The organism is Mesobacillus maritimus, from assembly GCF_044803185.1.
Classification (GTDB): domain Bacteria; phylum Bacillota; class Bacilli; order Bacillales; family Cytobacillaceae; genus Mesobacillus_B; species Mesobacillus_B maritimus_B.
In genome coordinates, this window is the sequence record NZ_CP085225.1 from 5,074,032 (window position 1) to 5,091,679 (window position 17,648).

The window sequence follows — 17,648 nt, forward strand, 5'->3', positions numbered from 1 at the left end:
TCACCGATCAGACGGGAATAGAGCACCTAAAAAGACCTACTTTACTGGCTGGTTCTTCGGCATGGTCATCGGAATGGACCTCGGTCTCTTTTGGCACAATCTGGAGGTTTTTGAGAAGGTACAATTTCTAGCCTATCTACACTTCCCTGTGCAAAACGGTCTAGTCTTCGGATTAGTAGGAGCCCTATTTGGAACTGTAATCGAAAATATATATAAAAGAAAACAGCCTAAAAAAGAAGTAAGAGGACGCTAATTCCATTTCAACAGCACTCCCGCTTGCTCCTCTCCATAAAAAAAGAAGCTGGCCAAATGGCCAGCTTTTCAATAGGAGGTTTTAAAAAATTCTTGTTCCAAAACTAAAATTCATCAGCTTACTTCTTGTGTTTCCGTTTTAGAAAATCGAGGTCCCTTAATTTTTCGACCTTCTAGAGTTAGGGTTTTCCGGCCCTGATTATATAAAACTAATAGTTTATTAGGTTACGAAGAGTGATGTTTGAGCTTGCAATACCTTTTGTTCTTCTTGAATACATCATACTAATTACATATGTAGTTCTTATGGAGAACTTATGTGAAAGTTGTGAGGGTTATAAGCGGAACCCTTTTCAAAGGATAGTTTTTCTCCTTCTCCCCCCCCCCTCCTAGCTAGAATTAGTTACCAACTATATCTAGATAACAATCATGTTACAATAACTAAGTTCCTACTATAATAATTAGGGGGATTCTATTCTATGAAAAAGGTCTTAATTATTTTTATAACCTTATGCTTGTTTTCGATGTTTTCCCCACCGTTGTAAGTATTAGAATACCTCAATAATCGGAAGCAAGAAAACCCTTTCTTTGCTGCTATGCCTTGCAGATCTTTTCTGCAAGGCTTTTTTGTTTTTTGCTCGTTTAAATATTTTCAAAAATTCCCAACATTTAGCTTTACAAGTAATCTAGTTAGAACGTATAATCAGGTTTATAGTTTTCGATTATTCTATTTAGGTATAATATTTAGAATTTAAAAAAACAAACATATTTAGGGGGAAACAGAATTGAAGCTTAAAAATTGGTTATTATTTTTAGCATTGAGTTTGGTGCTAAGTGTTGGCTTAGTGGCTTGCTCCGGCGATGAGCCTGCTAGTAATGAAGGCTCAGAGGATGAAGGAAAAACAGAAGAAACTGCAGGAGAAAAGGTTCTTAGCTTTACAAACCCTGAAGAGATTCCTAGCATGGATCCTTCATTAGCTACAGATGAATCTTCATTTGTCTATCTTGCTGCAACAACGGAAGGTCTATACCGTTTAGACGAAGATACACAACCAGCTGACGGAATTGCGACTGACCATGAAGTGAGTGAAGATGGTCTTACTTGGACTTTTACATTACGTGAAGATGCTGTTTGGTCCAATGGTGACCCAGTTACCGCTCATGACTTTGTCTATTCATGGCAACGTGCCGTGAATCCTGATACAGGATCAGAATATGGCCCGTACATGATGAATGGCGTAATCAAAAACGCAACAGCAGTAAGCTCTGGTGATGCGCCAGTTGAAGAACTTGGAGTAAAAGCAGACGGTGACTTCAAACTAGTAGTAGAATTAGAAAATCCAACACCATATTTTGAAACATTAACGACTTTCGGTACATTCCTTCCATTGAATCAAAAGTTTGTGGAAGAACAAGGCGATCAATTCGCACTTAGCGCAGACAGCCTTTTAGCGAATGGACCATATAAAATGGCAAATTGGGACAGCACAAGCAACTCTTGGGATCTTGTGAAGAACGAAGATTATTGGGATGCAGAAACTGTTCAAATGGACAAACTGAACTTCCAAGTTGTAAAAGACCCACAAACAGCTCTAGCATTATATGAAGAAGGTACCGTTCAACGAATTGATTTAACTTCTGACCTTGTCGATCAATATTCTACAGATGATGACTACCTAGTATCAGCAGATACATTCGTGTATTTCTTGAAATTTAACCAAGAATCTTCTGATGCTTTAGCAAATAAAAATGTTCGTGCTGCCCTCAGTCGCGCATTTGACAAAGAAGCTTTAGTAGGTGAAATCTTAAACAACGGATCCATCGCGGCAAACGGACTAGTACCAAAAGACTTTACACCAATGCCAGAAACTGGTGAAGATTTCCGTGAAGTGAGTGGTGACCTTTCCGCTTATGACCTTGAAGCGGCAAAAGAATTCTGGGCTAAAGGCCTTGAAGAGCTAGGTACAGATGCAGTTGAACTAGAGTTCCTTGCAGATGATGACGAAACAACAGCAACACTCGTTCAATATGTAGCAAACCAGCTTTCAACGAATCTAGAAGGTTTAACTGTAAACATCAAACAAGTACCGAAAAAGCAACGTCTTGATTTAGACGACAGCATGGAATATGAGCTTCAGCTTACAAGATGGGGCCCTGACTTCCTTGATCCATTCACTTATATGAACCTATTTACAACAGATAGTGGTAACAACTGGACTGGTTATTCTAGTGAAACATATGACAAATTAGTCTTTGACACAGCTTCCACTCTTGCATCAGACAATGTAGCTCGTTACAACAACTTCCTAGAGGCTGAAAAAGTACTATTTGAAGATGCAGTAATTGCTCCTGTTTACCAGGCTTCAAGAGCACAATTAGTTTCACCAACAGTCGAAGGAGTATTTGTAAACCCATTCGGTGCAACATACGAGTACAAATGGGCGAATGTAGCAGAATAAAGAAATCAAATATAGTAAAAAGAGAGGGAGAAACGCCAATAGGGCGTTCTCCCTCTCTTTTGTCATCTAATCCAAAAAATCTTCCCGTTTCGGGGTGAAAACGTCTAAAATGATGGAGTTATCTTCAAGTGCGATTGTTCCGTGGAGAGTATTGGGCGGGATGTAAATACTATCTCCCCTACTCACCCTTTTGATTTCACCATTCAAATTGAATTCAAAACTACCTTGGACGATATAACTAATCTGTTCATGGGGATGCGAATGGCTTTTTCCTGCTGCACCTTTCTCGAAGGTTACTTCTGCCATCATTAAGCTTCCACCAAATCCTAATAATTTTCGTTCCACACCTTTATCAGCTAATACCGGCTCTACTTGATTTCCAAAAGAAAACATTCTCTTCACTCCTTATTGTCATTATTTCGGAACTTCGATTAAATATAGATTACAGGTTCCCTCTCGGTCAGATGTAAATAAAACCATCTCGTTGCTCCAGCTGAAGGTTGGATGACAATGCGTTTGCTGGGTATTCCAGCTCGTATTATGTGTACAGAGGGTCTTCATTGTTGCTTTTTCACCACTTATATCTATTAATAGGAGGTCTTCCACTTCATCCCCAACCAATACGGTATTTTCTTTATTGCTATGATAGTGATTGCAGTAAAATGGAAGGTCAATCTTCCTAATCAATTCTCCATTTTCATCTGCTAAACCGACAAACGGGATTTGTCCTGATTCACTTGGCTGTTGGATTGTTGCTTGAGTTTTATCAACGGTAATCGTCCCGTCATGTCCTTTTCGGCGATTATCGAAAAAGACCTTGCCGTCATTTGTCCAGAACTCATGGCCGATGCAATCGTCTTCTCCTTGTCTAAATAACGGTTGAGGAGAACGTGAGCGAATATCAAGAAGCCACATGCGTTGATGAACTAAATTCCACGGGCCTTCATGACAGTAAGTGGCCAAGCTGCTGTTCGTTGGTGAAAACTGAAAATGCCCTAACCAATGGGTGTCTTCAACCACATCGAACACTTCTCGACCATCGAGACTAATTAGCGTAATCCAGCCTTTTTTCGTCGCATACATCGTTTCTTTAAATCCTCTATAATTGGCACCTCGTTCAATCGGAACATGTTCATTTCTCGCCATGCCGATATATTTTTTATCTGCTGAAATATGAGGGTGTCCAAGCTGAACCCCTGATTTTTCTTCATATAATACGGTCGTATCCAGTGTGGCGACATCTAATTTTTTCAGTTGATTTCCCGCTACATACACAACCACATCGCTCTCAGGTGTTTTCGTATGAAAGCTAGGCGCGATGCCTTCTCGTTCATCCGTCAATTGAACGAATCTCCCTGTTTCCAAATTCATCTTGAAGAGATTGTAAATAGTAGAGGCGTTAGAGGAACGATCAGATAAAAAGTAAATTTCTTTGTCATCAAGTGAAAATGAATTATCGGTAAAATAAAAATGGTAATTATTCGAGCCATCAGAGGTTAATTGTTTAACGACGTTACCCGTTTTTGAGTCTATATATTCCCTCATTTCTGAGGCAAACTCCCTTCCAATCATCCACATCCCCTGCCTTTTCCTAAAAATTAGATAGCCTGTCTAACCCGCCTCTTTGCCTACCGTAAAACAAACCTGCCATCATAAAATCTTATTCAGTGTTGTTTCGGTACATGCCTTTAAGTTTGGATTGTGGGGATAACAATGGACATAAAAGTGGATAGACGAGGGAATAGGAACAAAAAAAACGGTAGGCACTAACGCAGTGCCTACCGTTTTTACGATTATTCTATAAGGCTCTTTTCTCAAACTTTGTTGCTCTTGAATAAATAGGTTGGTTGAAGATTTGTTTCACTACGGAATAGCCTTTAAATTATGAGAAAAGAGCGTGCAAACTTCCTATAACGTACAAAATTGCTTATCTTGCGTTAAAATCGGATTTGAGATTTTAACAACAATCTTTATGAATACAGCCTTCTATAAAGTTACTCCTGTTTTAAAGATGGCAATTTCTCTAAAATCATTCTTCTCATTGTTCACCAATTCGCCGCTGGCAACCTTAATGATATACTCCGTGAAATCACCTAAAACCACTTCTGGCTCCTGCTCCAATAAAACGCCTGCATTGTAGTCAATCCAATGCGGTTTCGCTTCATAAAGAGGCGTATTGGTGGAGACTTTCATGGTTGGCACGAAGGCTCCAAACGGAGTTCCACGCCCCGTTGTAAACAACACCAATTGACAGCCTGCCGCCGCTAGTGCAGAGGAAGCGACTAAGTCATTTCCTGGCGAACTTAATAGATTTAACCCTTTATGTTCTAGTCGTTCGCCATATTTCAAGACATCAACAACCGTTGAGGTACCTGCTTTTTGTGTACAGCCAAGCGACTTATCTTCTAAAGTGGTAATTCCGCCATCTTTGTTTCCAGGAGACGGATTTTCATAGACTGGTTGTTTATTGTCAATAAAGTATTCTTTGAATTCATTGATCAAACTAACGGTTTTGCCGAATACTTCGCCATCGGCTGCGCGCTCCATCAGGATGGTTTCTGCGCCAAACATTTCTGGTACTTCTGTTAAAACAGTTGTTCCACCTTGAGCGACTAGGAAATCAGAGAATCTTCCTAATAATGGGTTGGCGGTAATTCCAGAGAATCCGTCAGAGCCTCCGCATTTTAAACCAATCTTTAACTCCGCAAGTGGCACGGTTTCACGCTTGTCATTTTTCGCATTTTCATAGATTTCTTTTAATAATTGTACGCCCGCCTCAATTTCATCTGTTACTTCTTGAGAGACAAGGAACTTGATGCGGTCTTCATCGTACTCGCCTAAGCTTTCCTTAAATTCATATAGATTGTTATTTTCACAGCCTAGCCCTAGAACCAGTACGCCACCTGCATTTGGGTGTAACGCTGCATCTTTTAATATTTTACGGGTGTTTTCATGGTCGTCACCAAGCTGTGAGCAGCCATAATTATGCTTAAGCACAAGAATATTTTCAAACGGGCTAATATCGCCTACTTCTTTTTCAAATAGCTTAATCATTCTTTCGGCAACGCCGTTGACACAGCCGACTGTTGGCACAATCCACAGCTCATTGCGGATGCCAACGTCGCCGTTTTTCCTGCGGTAGCCTTGGAAAGTTAGATCCTCTTGCTGATAGGGGTTGGACGTAAGCTTTTGATTAAATTGGTACTCTTGGATTCCATCCAAGTTCGTTTTCGTATTGTGGGTATGAACATGCTCGCCCATGGCCACTTCTTTGATGGCGTGCCCGATAGGATAGCCGTATTTTACGACATTTTCATTTTCACGAATATCTGTAATCGCCACTTTATGTCCTCTTTTAACTCCGTCTGTAAGCTGGATGTCTTTGCCTTGAACCGTAATCGTGTGTCCTGGTGGTAAATCTTTTAATGCAACGACGACATTATCATTTTCATTTAGTTGAATGGTATCTAACATGAAAATCCCCCTTAATTTGCTGCCTTTTGGCCTAAAATCGCTTCAACCGCTTGCTTCATTCCCTTTGTTTCGATTTCATAAAGATCGTTTGTAACAGCTTCTGTTAAGCCTGGAACTTCGTTTAAATTCATTTCCCAGTTCTTTTCGTAGCCTAATACGTTTGTAACGATCCCTCTTACACTTTCAACGCTGCCATCAAACTGGCTCCATTGCTGGTTGAACAGTTCAAGAATATCTTGATCGTCTGAAAGCTTGATTTCCTCTTCGCCACGCTTTCCTTTATAAAAAGCAATTAGAGCTGCTAGCGAGAAAACAAGTTTTCTTGGCAATTCTTGTTTACGGTTGTAGTACTCAAGTAAAGACGGCAAATCTCTCGTCTTAAATTTGGACATTGAATTCAACGAGATGCTTAGTAAGAAATGCTGAATAAATGGATTTTGGAATCGTTCTAGTACCGCATGTGCAAAAGATTGCAGTTCATCAAGCGGTAGATCAAGAGTTGGAATGATCTCATCGTAAATCAGTTCTTTTACAAACGGTCCCATAACGTCATGCTCCACCGTTTCAGCCACCGTATCTAAGCCATATAAGTAGGAAACAGGCGTTAGAGCTGTATGAGCACCGTTTAAGATTCGTACTTTTCTTGTTCTGTAAGGAGTCATATCCTCGACAAACAAAGTATTGAGTCCTGCCTTATGCGCTGGGAATTCCTCGCGGATCCATTGTGGGCCTTCAATCACCCATAGATGGAATTGCTCGCCAACGACCACTAAATTATCTTTATAGCCAAGCTCTTCCGTGATTTCGTCAATATTGTCGCGCGGATAGCCAGGAACAATTCGGTCAACAAGGCTACAACAGAACGTATTTGCTTCTTCCAGCCAATGAACAAACTCCTCTTCAAGCTTCCAAAGTGCCGCGTACTGAAGAACAATTTCCTTTAACTTTTCACCATTACGATCAATCAGTTCACAAGGGACAATGATGAACCCTTTATCTTTAGCACCATTAAACGCTTGAAAGCGATGATATAAGAATGCCGTTAACTTACCAGGGAAACTGCGCTGTGGACGGTCGGATAAGCGGTCATTTTCATCAAAGGCAATTCCTGCTTCGGTTGTATTCGAAAAGATAAAGCGCATCTCAGGATTTTCTGCTAGTTTCTTGTATTCGTCATATTGTGTGTAAAGATTGATGCCTCGGCTGACAGAATCAATAATGGTATGCTCTTTAACAGCTTTTCCTTCCTTCATCCCCTGCATATAGAGTGTGTACAACGCATCTTGCTCGTTTAACATATCAACCATTCCTTGCTCAAGTGGCTGAACTACAACAACACTGCCATTAAAATCAGTTGTTTTATTCATGACATCAATTTGCCAATCTACAAACGCTCGCATAAAATTTCCTTCGCCAAACTGCAGCACTTTCTCTGGGTATTGCTTCGCATCTTTCGCTACGTTTCTCGATAACTTTTCCATGAGGAATCCTCCTATATTTGGTTTGTGCACACGTTTACATTTTTACAAATTATATTGTTCGAGGAGTCTTCGTGCCTTCCGCTCCAATCAACGATGTGAGAATGAAAGTACCTTAACGACGCCAATAGTTAAATGACATAACCAACTTTTCACAAACCGCTGTTTAACGAACAGCTAGTTCGCTTTCTTGAAACTTGAAGTACTCTTTGGCGTTGGTATAGGAGATGCCTTGAACGATTTCGCCTAAGAACTCAAGGTCATTGGGCACTTCGCCATTTTCTACCCAATCAGCGACGAACGAACATACTAGTCTTCTAAAATACTCATGTCTTGTGTAGGAAAGGAAGCTCCGAGAGTCTGTTAGCATCCCAATAAAGCGAGTGAACAAGCCTAAATTGGCTAAGGATTGCATTTGCTCAAGCATGCCGCTTTTATTATCGTTAAACCACCAAGCTGTTCCAAACTGAATCTTCCCTGGTACTCCGCCACCCTGGAACGAACCGATCATGGTACCAATGACGTTGTTGTCGCTCGGGTTCAAGGAATAAATAATGGTTTTCGGTAGGCTGCTTTCTTGGTCAATACTATCTAGTAAACGAGCGAGTGGTTTTGCAATTTTGTCATCATTCATTGAATCATAACCAGTGTCTGGTCCAAGTGTGTTGAACATTCTCGTGTTATTATTTCGGAGCGCATTGATGTGGAACTGCATCGCCCAATTCAACTCCGAGTACAAGCTTCCTAAAAATCTCAGTGTATAGGTTTTGTATTTGGCCTCTTCTTCACGGGAAACCTTCTTTCCTGCTAACGCTTGTTGGAAAATCTCAGCCGCTTCCTCTTTCGTTGTGTCTGCATACATCATGGTATCGATTGCGTGGTCGGAAACTCTTCCGCCAACGGAATGGAAGAAGCGTACTCTTGCTTCAAGTGCGGTTAACAAGTGATCGTAGGCTGTAATTTCAGTACCGGAAACTTCTTGAAGCTTTTGAATCCAGTCCAGATAGCCATCACGATTGATTTCCAAGCCTTTATCAGGACGGAAGCTAGGTAGGACTTGAACATCAAAGTCGCCTTCTGCTTTTAACTTGATATGGTACTCAAGGGAATCCACCGGGTCATCGGTTGTACAAACCACTTGAACATTTGATTTCTTAATTAAATCTCTAGCGCCAAAACCTTCACTGTTAAGCTGGGCATTCACCTTTTCCCAAATTTCCGGAGCGGTTTTTTTATTTAAAATTTCATTGATGCCAAAGAAACGTTGTAGCTCAAGGTGTGTCCAGTTATATAACGGGTTCCCCATTGTCATTGGTACAGTTTGCGCCCAAGCAAGGAATTTATCATAATCACTCGCGTTCCCAGTAATCTTTTCCTCTTCTATTCCATTGCTTCTCATTGCGCGCCACTTGTAATGATCGCCATACAGCCAGATTTCCGTGATATTTTTAAACGATTTATTTTCATAAATTTCCTGCGGGCTCAAATGGCAATGATAATCGATAATTGGCATTTCCTTCGCATAATCGTGGTACAATTTGATGGCTGTTTCGCTTGTTAAAAGAAAATTTTCATCCATAAAATTTCGCACAGTAGCACCAGCTTTCTTTTAAGATTGGTTATGGTTGTTATCGCACGATGTTCACGTGAACATCCCAGTATAAAAAAAATCGATTGATTGTTATATCTATTACTATTTGTGATTATGCCTTTTCATACTTTTCCTGCAAGAAGGCAATGCTGTTGGTGATATGTGGCTCCTTGGTGCTCTCTAATAAAATATTTACAAACGGTTTTTGTTTTTTTATATAACTGAAAACCGCATCATAATTTAATAGACCGGTACCCACTGGCACCATCTTGATCCAGTTATCCTCAATTACGATGTCTTTCGCATGTAAAATGACGATGCGATCGCCGAACAATTCAAAAGCCTCGGCAAAAACCTGCTCTTGTTCTAGATAGTTATCAGGTGTTAGGTAGTTGGCTGGGTCAAAAATAACTTGAAGATTGTTGGAGTTAATGTCATCCAACAAGCGTTTCATGCGCTGCGGCGTGTGAATTGGGTGGTTAATGCCCCCTTCAATGCCAACAATGACACCATGCTTCTCCGCTTCCTCAACAAGTTCACGTACACTTTCAACCACTTCCTGATACGGTTTTTCAGTGAAGTTTTCTTCGGTGTACACAATATCCGCGTTTACATTTCCTGTTTCAGTTCCAACGATGCCGCAGCCAAAATCGCGGGCAAAGCGAATATGCTCTTTGAAACGATCTAATGACTTTCGGCGTTCTTTTTGATCAGGATGAATCATGTTGATATAACAGCCTAATAAGGCAATTTGAAGGTTTTCATTGCGGAATGCTCTTCCGATATGATGGGCCAATCCCGGACTTAAGCTACCCAAACCTGTTTGAAACTGGTCACCAAATGACTTTGCTAGCGCCAACTGAACCGACGATAACCCTTTACTTGAGATTTCTTTTACCAACTGCTCCAATGGAAGAGGTTCAATGTCATGTGCTCGAATCCCAATATTTGCTTTCATCGCTTTCCTCCGGTGATTTTAAGTTTTGTTGTGTTTATAGGAAAAAATAGCCGTATCACTTTCCCTTCATGATACGGCTAACCGAGACTACCTTATCTTGCTAACCATCCGCCATCAACTGCTAGGATATGGCCGTTCATGTAATCAGAAGCACGGCTTGATAAGAACACAACTGCTCCCATTAAATCGGCCGGGCTCGCCCAGCGTGCAGCTGGGATACGAGAAAGAATTTCTTTGTTGCGCTGTTCATCAGCACGAATTGGCGCCGTATTCGCAGTTGCAACATAGCCAGGTGCAATTGCATTGATTTGCAGGCCATACTCCGCTAATTCGTTCGCGAAAGATTTTGTCACTCCAGCTACGGCATGCTTACTTGCTGTGTACGGAGGTACGAACTTTCCACCTTGGTATGAAAGCATCGATGCAATGTTGATAATTTTTCCACTCTTTTGTTCAACCATTACTTTTGCTACCTCTTGGCTCAGGAAGTAAACAGCGTTTAAGTTAATTTCCATAACCGCATCCCAATCTTCTTGCTTATACTCAAGAAGTGGAGCACGGCGAATTGTACCGGCATTGTTCACGAGGATGTCAATATGCCCATAAGCCTCTTTACATACTGTAACGACATTTTTAATCGCTTCTCTATTTGTTAAGTCAGCCTGGAAGAATTCAACACGGCGTCCTTCTTGCTCAATTAGTTCACGAGTTTCATTCCAATTATCATCATGCGTTACAACGAAAAGATCCGCTCCCGCTTTCGCAAGTGCTACTGCATAGCCTTGACCTAATCCAGTGTTTCCACCTGTAACCATCGCTACTTTTCCTGCTAATGAAAAGAAATCTAATGAAAAGTCATTTAGTTGAGTTGTCATATTATTTACCCCCATAGGTATAATTTTTGTTTTATTTAGGCTCTTTTCTCAAACTTTGTTGCTTTGGATATAAAATAAGATAGATGCAGCTATGTTTCACTGCAAAATAGCTTTTTATTTATGAGAAAAGAGCTTGCAAACTTACTATAACGTACAAAATAGTTTACCTTGCGTTAAAATCGGCTTTAGGTAGTAAAAATCGGCTTTAAGATTTTTACAATTTTAACAACAACCTTTACGAAAAGAGCCTTAATTTAAGAGCAGGGAACCTTTATTTCTACAAGGTTCCCTGATAATTTTTTCTAGAATGGCCCCGAGAGCATATTCTTTTATTGCTATAAAAGTTTATTTTTAACGTAATTCTTCCATTTTCACATGATCCATGTCATGGTACGTAATGTTCTCTCCGCACATTCCCCAAATGAATGTGTAGTTGCTTGTTGCTGTTCCTGTGTGGATGGACCAGCTTGGGGAAATCGCTGCTTGTTCGTTTTTCATCACCAAATGTCTTGTTTCATCTGGTTTGCCCATGAAATGGAATACGCGTGTTTCCGGCTCCATATCAAAGTACAAGTACACTTCCATACGACGCTCATGCGTATGACAAGGCATTGTGTTCCAGACGCTTCCTGGTGACAGCATAGTTAAGCCCATTTGTAGCTGGCAGCTTTCACATACGTTTGGATGTACATATTGGTAGATTTTACGTTCATTTAACGTTCCAGGCTCACCAGCTTCAAGAGGTGTAATCTTGTTAATATCAATTTTCACCGTTGGGTACGTGTGGTGCGCTGGCGTAGAATTGATATAGAATTTCGCTGGATTGCTTGGATCAACCGAGCGGAAGTACACTTCCTTTGTGCCTTTTCCAACATATAGACCATCACGGCGCTGCATATCATATTCAACACCGTCTAAAATAACCGCACCGTCGCCACCGATATTGATGATACCAAGTTCACGACGCTCTAAGAAATATTCAACCCCAAGCTCTTTATCAAGCTTAATGGTTAACTGCTCTTCTGCTGGAGTCACTCCACCGAAAATCATCCGATCCACATGTGTATAAGTTAAATGAACCTTTCCTGTTTCAAAAAGAGTCTCAACGAGGAAATGCTCCCGTAATTCGTCCGTATTGTACCGTTTAATTTCTTCTGGGTGATTCGCATAACGAGTTTCCATGTTTTATAAATTCCTCCTTCAAATCTATGTGAATAGTTACCTAACAATCTTGCCAGGAGCACTGCTTGCAAATTGTTCGATCTCTTCTTCGGTGAAAACATTACAATCTCCGTAGACTGTATGTTTTAGCACCGATGCGGCTGTTGCAAAGGAAGCAATGTCGTCTGGATTCCATCCTTTTAGTATTCCGTGAAGGATACCAGCTGCAAAGGCATCACCGCCACCTACACGGTCAACGATTTGGTCAATGTTGTAGACTTTTGACTGGTACAACACGCCACCCTGATAAACGTTTCCTTGCAAGGTGTTTGTTGAAGCCGACACTACACCGCGGAACGTTGAGCTCATCCAACGAATATTTGGGTACATTTGCTGGATTTTATCGTAGTAGTATTGGAGCTTCTCACTAGGTTCTAAAGCATCATCAGCCTTCTGAATTCCTAATAAATAAAGCGCATCCAATTCTCCGCAAGAGCAAATATCAACATATGAAAGATACAATTTAATAGCTTCAGCCGCTTCCTGCTGACTCCACAGCTTTGCTCGATAGTTAAAATCAAAGCTTGTCGTCACTCCAAATTCCTTAGCCTTTTTTAAGGAAAGCAGAACCAGTTCTCTCATACTTGGAGCGAGAGCAGCGGTTATGCCTGAAACATGATAAAGGGAAGCACCTGCAAACACTTCCTCAAAATCCACCTCATCAAGTGCTAGCTGTGAAATACTAGAATACTTACGATCATAGGTGACTTGCGGACTTCTAGGTCCTACACCAGATTCAACATAATAGGTTCCTAGTCGTTCGCCGCCTTTTAGTAAAAAGTTCGTGTGAACTCCGTGTGATTTTAGATGTTTTTCTACTTCGTTCCCAAGTGGGTTATTCGGCACCTTGCTGACAAAATAGACATCATGTCCGAAGCGTGCTAGTGATACTGCCACATTGGCTTCGGCCCCGCCGAAATGTGTATGAATCTGTTGAGATTGGAATAGACGCTCTCCTGCATTGCTTGAAAATCTCAGTAAAATCTCGCCAAATGTAACGACTTTTTTCATTATCTTACGCCTCTCTTGCGGCTTGAACTTTTTCTACATAGGCTTGAGCAAGCTCAGTAATTTTATCAAACTCGCCCGTTTTCGCAGGGGCAACTAGATTTCCGCCGACACCTACTGCCACGCAACCATTTTTGATCCATTGATCGACATTTTCTAAACTCACACCGCCTGTTGGCATGATGTTAACCTGTGGAAGCGGCCCTTTCACTGCTTTGATAAAATCAGGTCCAAAGGCATTTCCAGGGAACAATTTAACAATATCGACACCTGCTTCTAGAGCGCGTGTCATTTCTGTAATCGTCATGCAACCAGGCAGGTAAGGAATTTGGTAGCGGTTACACAACTTAGCTGTTTCTTCATCAAAGCAAGGACTCACAACATACTGTGCACCAGCTAAGATGGCAATTCTAGCAGTAGTGGCATCCAGCACAGTTCCAGCACCAATAACGACTTCGTTACTATCCTTGTACTGCTGAGTCAATTCTTTAATGACCTCGTCGGCACCGTCCACGGTGAACGTCACTTCGATTCCATAGATTCCGCCTTTCACACATGCTTCTGAGATTTTAGCAGCTTCTTCTTTAGAATCAGCTCTCACAACGGCTACGACACCACATTGGGTTAGTTTATTGAGTGTTTGCAATTTCTTCATACGATCACTCCAAAAGCTATTATTGTATATAAATAGAGTTAATGATTGGTGGATACTTACAACTTGATTATATCGGTCCATTAAGGAGAGTTAAACCTTTGGTGGGAAACCCCTTAACAAATTAAACTTATATCTTAAAAAATTTAACATTTCCTCAATGTTTCTTACGATACTCAGCTGGAGTATAGCCTGTATATTTTTTAAAGCAAATACTAAAGTACTGAGGATTGCTATAGCCAACTTGTTCGGAAACCTCATATGTTTTTAAGTTTACATCTCCGAGAATCTCCATCGCCTTTTTCATTCGCAGCTCCAATAAGCAATCACCAAAGTTAAAGCCCTTTTCAACTTTGAATAGGTTGCTTAAATAAGGAGAGCTCACATGGATATGGTTGGCTACCTTTTGTAGAGTTAACCCAGTTTCGTGGAATGTATCTTTCATATACTCAATGGCTTGGTCGACAAGGGTATAGCGACTATTTTGCTTGCTTTTATTCATGAGCGAGGACCATTCTTGAACTAAGCGCTGCAGTATCTCAAACATTTCATTTAACGAGGTTAATTTCATAATATCTTCATAGTATTTTGATGAATTGAACCCTTTTACTTCCTCTTTCCTCCACTTTTCAATTTCATAAAAGAGCATCGAACTATATTTAACTGCCAGTGTTTTCATTTCCAATAATGTGCTTTTTCGGCTTTCAAAAATGGCTACATTTAATTGAGCTAGAGTTTCGCTCACTTTTTCCGGCAAGCCTAATTTGATTTGATTTTCTAACTTTCGATCAAGTTCCTTTACGTTTTCTTCACTTTGCTTACAGTTTGAGGAGATATCATCAAGCCGATAGATTTTTCCTGGTCCCATGATATGCCGCATGTCCATAGCTAAACGACAGTCAATGTACGAGTGACCTAGCTCAAATACATTGTCATATACCCGCCCATAAGTAATCGTTAGCTGCTGTTTGCCTTCATCTTGAAGCTGAAGCAGGTCCTTGGCCAAGATTTCAATTTTATTACTTTGATTGGTTTCTAACGATAGAAAGACAGCTATTTCATTTTCACCTGCATTCAAAACTGCACCTTCACAGGATGTCAGGAAGTCGGAAATCCTTTTTGTAGCATTATCTTTGAAACGCTCATTGTCCTCTTTATTGCTACTATCAAAATGGATGAGCAGTGAGGAAAAGAAGGGTCCATCTAAATGGATATCAAGGGCAAGGAGCTCTGCCTCAATATCCACCCGTTTTGCTTCTTGCCTCGTAAGATTTTGCAGGAAGTTTTGTTGCAATAACGGCATCGAGTCTAGGATTCTCTTTTCATTCACTCGATCATTTTCCCATTCGGTGGCAGCCTCTATCACCTTCTGGAGTAGCTGCTCAGAATCAACAGGCTTCAACAAGTAGTCATAAGCTCTTACCTTTATTGCTTGTTGTGCGTAGCTAAAATCTTCATATCCTGTTAGAAAGATAATCTTTGTTGCAGGACTTTTTTCTTTGACCAGCTTGGCCATTTCCAGTCCATTCATAAAAGGCATATTGATATCAGACACCACAACCTGTGGCTGTTCTTTCTCAATTAATTCAATCGCGACCTCCCCGTCGCCAGCCTCTCCTGCCACGTAAAAACCATTCTGTTCCCAAGGAATTGCCTGACACAATCCACGACGAATAATCCGATCATCTTCTACAATCATCACTTTATGCATTATCATTGCTCCCCTCTTATTTTGGGAATAGTAATTGTTATTCTCGTGCCGATTCCAAGCTCACTTTCAATCAAAATTCCGTATTGTCTTCCAAAATGGATTTTGATTCGCTCATTTACACTTTGCAAACCAACGCCGATAAACTGTTTCTTTTCACCGTATGCTGCATTAATTTCCTTTTTAATATCGTTTAACTTATCAGCATCGATCCCGTTTCCATTATCGAGTACTTCTAGATGAATGATGTCATCTTTTTCGTAGCCATTGATTTGAATCTTTCCTTGACCACGCTTCTGCTTCACGCCATGATAGATAGCATTTTCGAGCAGAGGCTGCAGGGATAGTTTAATAATGTTGTAGTCTAGAATCTCTTTTTCTACGTTAATTTCATAGGAAAAGTCGTCGCCGTAGCGCATTTCTTGGATAAATAAATAATGCTGGATATGTTCGACTTCCTCTTTGATTGAAATGATTTCTTTCCCTTTGCTAATTCCGATACGGAAAAAGCTCGAAAGTGCCGTAACCATTTTACTCGCATCCTTATTCAACCCCATATCACTCAAGCCTTTAATGGAGTAAAGCGTATTATAGAGAAAATGAGGGTTTATTTGCGCATGCATAACAGCAAATTCTAACTGTCGTTTCTCCTCTTGCTCTAGCCGAACCTGGTCCATTAAGCCATCTATGCGGATATTCAGCTCTTTGAAACCATGATGAAGAATTTTCATTTCTTCAGGACCAGACATTTCAAAATCAAGGTGAGGATGATTAGACTCTACCTTTTTCATTTGTTTCGCTAACTTTTCAAAAGGATTAGAGATAACCCGCCCGACAAAGTTTGATAGAAAGATCGCAATCACGCTCATAACTGCGATAATCGATAAGGTCACATACTTGATATAATTCACTCGGTTAAGGATTTCGCTTTGTGGAATAACAGAAACCAGTTTCCACTTATTGACGCCAATGGTATCGTATAAAGCAATCATTGTTTCGTTGTTAGCGTTTTCAAAAGACAGTCTCCCAACCTCCTGATCAACACTTTGCAAGTAAGTAATCATATTCTGGTCTAGCTGATATTCTTCTGGGACCTCTTTTGATGCAAAATGTCCATCCGGACTAATGAGCGTCAAATATCCATTCCCGTCAATAAGGGACTTATCTAAAATCTGTTTAAAGAAATCCTCGCGAAAATTAAAAAGAATAATTCCTTCTGTAGAAGTTTCTATATCTTCAATTAATTTAAAAACTGAAACGACGTTATTTCCTTCATTGAACACTGGATCAACATGAAGGTTTCGCCAGTAGTACGATTCCTTGTTTCCTTGATATACCTCAAAATATTCTTCATAATACATGGACGGAAAATTGTGGTCACTATTACGATAAAGCGTAAATTCTCCATGATTGATATCAATTAAAATCGATTCGAGCATGACATTGAAGTGACTATAAATCACTTGTAATTTATTATCAAACGCTACATATGTCTCTGGACTTACTTCGCCTTCCTCGCTCGTATTTAACGACAAAAGCTTTGGATCATTCGACAGTGCTACCAATTGTTGAAAGGCATCCGACAGCATGTATTCTAAGTAATTTTTCGTTTGATAAACCGTATCGTTCATACTATTGTAGGCATTTTCCTCAATTTGTTCGGTCGCAAGTAATGTCGAAACCCAACCAGTAATGAAAATAAAGACAATAATAATCGGAAGATAGAGCGTATTAATCGTTGATTTTATCGAAAAAAGAAAATATTTTTGAATGATTTTTTTAATCTTTTCATAAATCATCTCGGGTGCTCCTTGTAAAAATAAGGGTGTGTGCTCTTTCATATTACCAAACCAATAGACAAAGATAAATAGACCTATTTTAACAATCTACGACATTCTTCTGCCGTAATCGGGAATCTCTACAATAATTGAAGCCCTCTCTTTATCTTTTGAGCTTGTCTAGTCGCTGGTATGGA

At 40.3% G+C, this 17,648-nt stretch carries 13 protein-coding genes; 1 reads left to right on the plus strand and 12 read right to left on the minus strand.

Annotated features, from left to right (window positions below):
• Positions 1-1,034: 1,034 nt before the first annotated feature.
• Positions 1,035-2,708, plus strand: a complete 1,674-nt coding sequence (locus LG336_RS24520; RefSeq protein ID WP_404330090.1) for a peptide ABC transporter substrate-binding protein — start codon at positions 1,035-1,037, stop codon at positions 2,706-2,708.
• A 66-nt stretch (positions 2,709-2,774) separates the two neighbouring features.
• Here LG336_RS24520 and LG336_RS24525 read toward each other — a convergent pair whose 3' ends face one another.
• The 12 genes from LG336_RS24525 to LG336_RS24580 all read right to left on the minus strand — a co-directional run bounded on the left by LG336_RS24525 (position 2,775) and on the right by LG336_RS24580 (position 17,472).
• Positions 2,775-3,101: a cupin domain-containing protein gene (locus tag LG336_RS24525; protein WP_404330091.1), complete on the minus strand. Its 327-nt coding sequence runs from the start codon at positions 3,099-3,101 to the stop codon at positions 2,775-2,777.
• Between the two features lie 21 nt (positions 3,102-3,122).
• Positions 3,123-4,280, minus strand: a complete 1,158-nt coding sequence (locus tag LG336_RS24530; protein ID WP_404330092.1) for an oligogalacturonate lyase family protein — start codon at positions 4,278-4,280, stop codon at positions 3,123-3,125.
• 414 nt (positions 4,281-4,694) lie between these two features.
• Positions 4,695-6,182 (minus strand): UxaA family hydrolase, encoded by a 1,488-nt coding sequence (locus LG336_RS24535; RefSeq protein WP_404330093.1) that lies wholly within the window; start codon positions 6,180-6,182, stop codon positions 4,695-4,697.
• Positions 6,183-6,193: 11 nt separating this feature from the next.
• Entirely contained in the window at positions 6,194-7,663 is a 1,470-nt protein-coding gene (locus LG336_RS24540) for a tagaturonate reductase (RefSeq protein ID WP_404330094.1), read from the minus strand.
• Positions 7,664-7,826: 163 nt separating this feature from the next.
• A complete protein-coding gene (gene uxaC, locus LG336_RS24545) occupies positions 7,827-9,239 on the minus strand; it encodes a glucuronate isomerase (RefSeq protein WP_404333277.1) in 1,413 nt (470 codons plus the stop codon).
• A gap of 124 nt (positions 9,240-9,363) precedes the next feature.
• Complete coding sequence (locus tag LG336_RS24550) at positions 9,364-10,209, minus strand: sugar phosphate isomerase/epimerase family protein (protein ID WP_404330095.1); 846 nt, start codon at positions 10,207-10,209, stop codon at positions 9,364-9,366.
• A 92-nt stretch (positions 10,210-10,301) separates the two neighbouring features.
• Positions 10,302-11,084, minus strand: coding sequence for a 2-dehydro-3-deoxy-D-gluconate 5-dehydrogenase KduD (gene kduD, locus LG336_RS24555; RefSeq protein ID WP_404330096.1), 783 nt, complete (start codon positions 11,082-11,084; stop codon positions 10,302-10,304).
• Positions 11,085-11,435: 351 nt separating this feature from the next.
• Positions 11,436-12,266 (minus strand): 5-dehydro-4-deoxy-D-glucuronate isomerase, encoded by an 831-nt coding sequence (gene kduI, locus LG336_RS24560; protein ID WP_404330097.1) that lies wholly within the window; start codon positions 12,264-12,266, stop codon positions 11,436-11,438.
• Between the two features lie 36 nt (positions 12,267-12,302).
• Complete coding sequence (locus LG336_RS24565; protein ID WP_404330098.1) at positions 12,303-13,316, minus strand: PfkB family carbohydrate kinase; 1,014 nt, start codon at positions 13,314-13,316, stop codon at positions 12,303-12,305.
• A gap of 4 nt (positions 13,317-13,320) precedes the next feature.
• On the minus strand, positions 13,321-13,968 hold the full coding sequence (locus LG336_RS24570) for a bifunctional 4-hydroxy-2-oxoglutarate aldolase/2-dehydro-3-deoxy-phosphogluconate aldolase (protein ID WP_404330099.1): 648 nt from the start codon (positions 13,966-13,968) through the stop codon (positions 13,321-13,323).
• 154 nt (positions 13,969-14,122) lie between these two features.
• Entirely contained in the window at positions 14,123-15,682 is a 1,560-nt protein-coding gene (locus LG336_RS24575) for a response regulator (protein WP_404330100.1), read from the minus strand.
• Positions 15,679-17,472: a sensor histidine kinase gene (locus LG336_RS24580; RefSeq protein WP_404330101.1), complete on the minus strand. Its 1,794-nt coding sequence runs from the start codon at positions 17,470-17,472 to the stop codon at positions 15,679-15,681. The genes LG336_RS24575 and LG336_RS24580 overlap by 4 nt, the downstream gene beginning before the upstream one ends.
• Positions 17,473-17,648 lie beyond the last annotated feature (176 nt).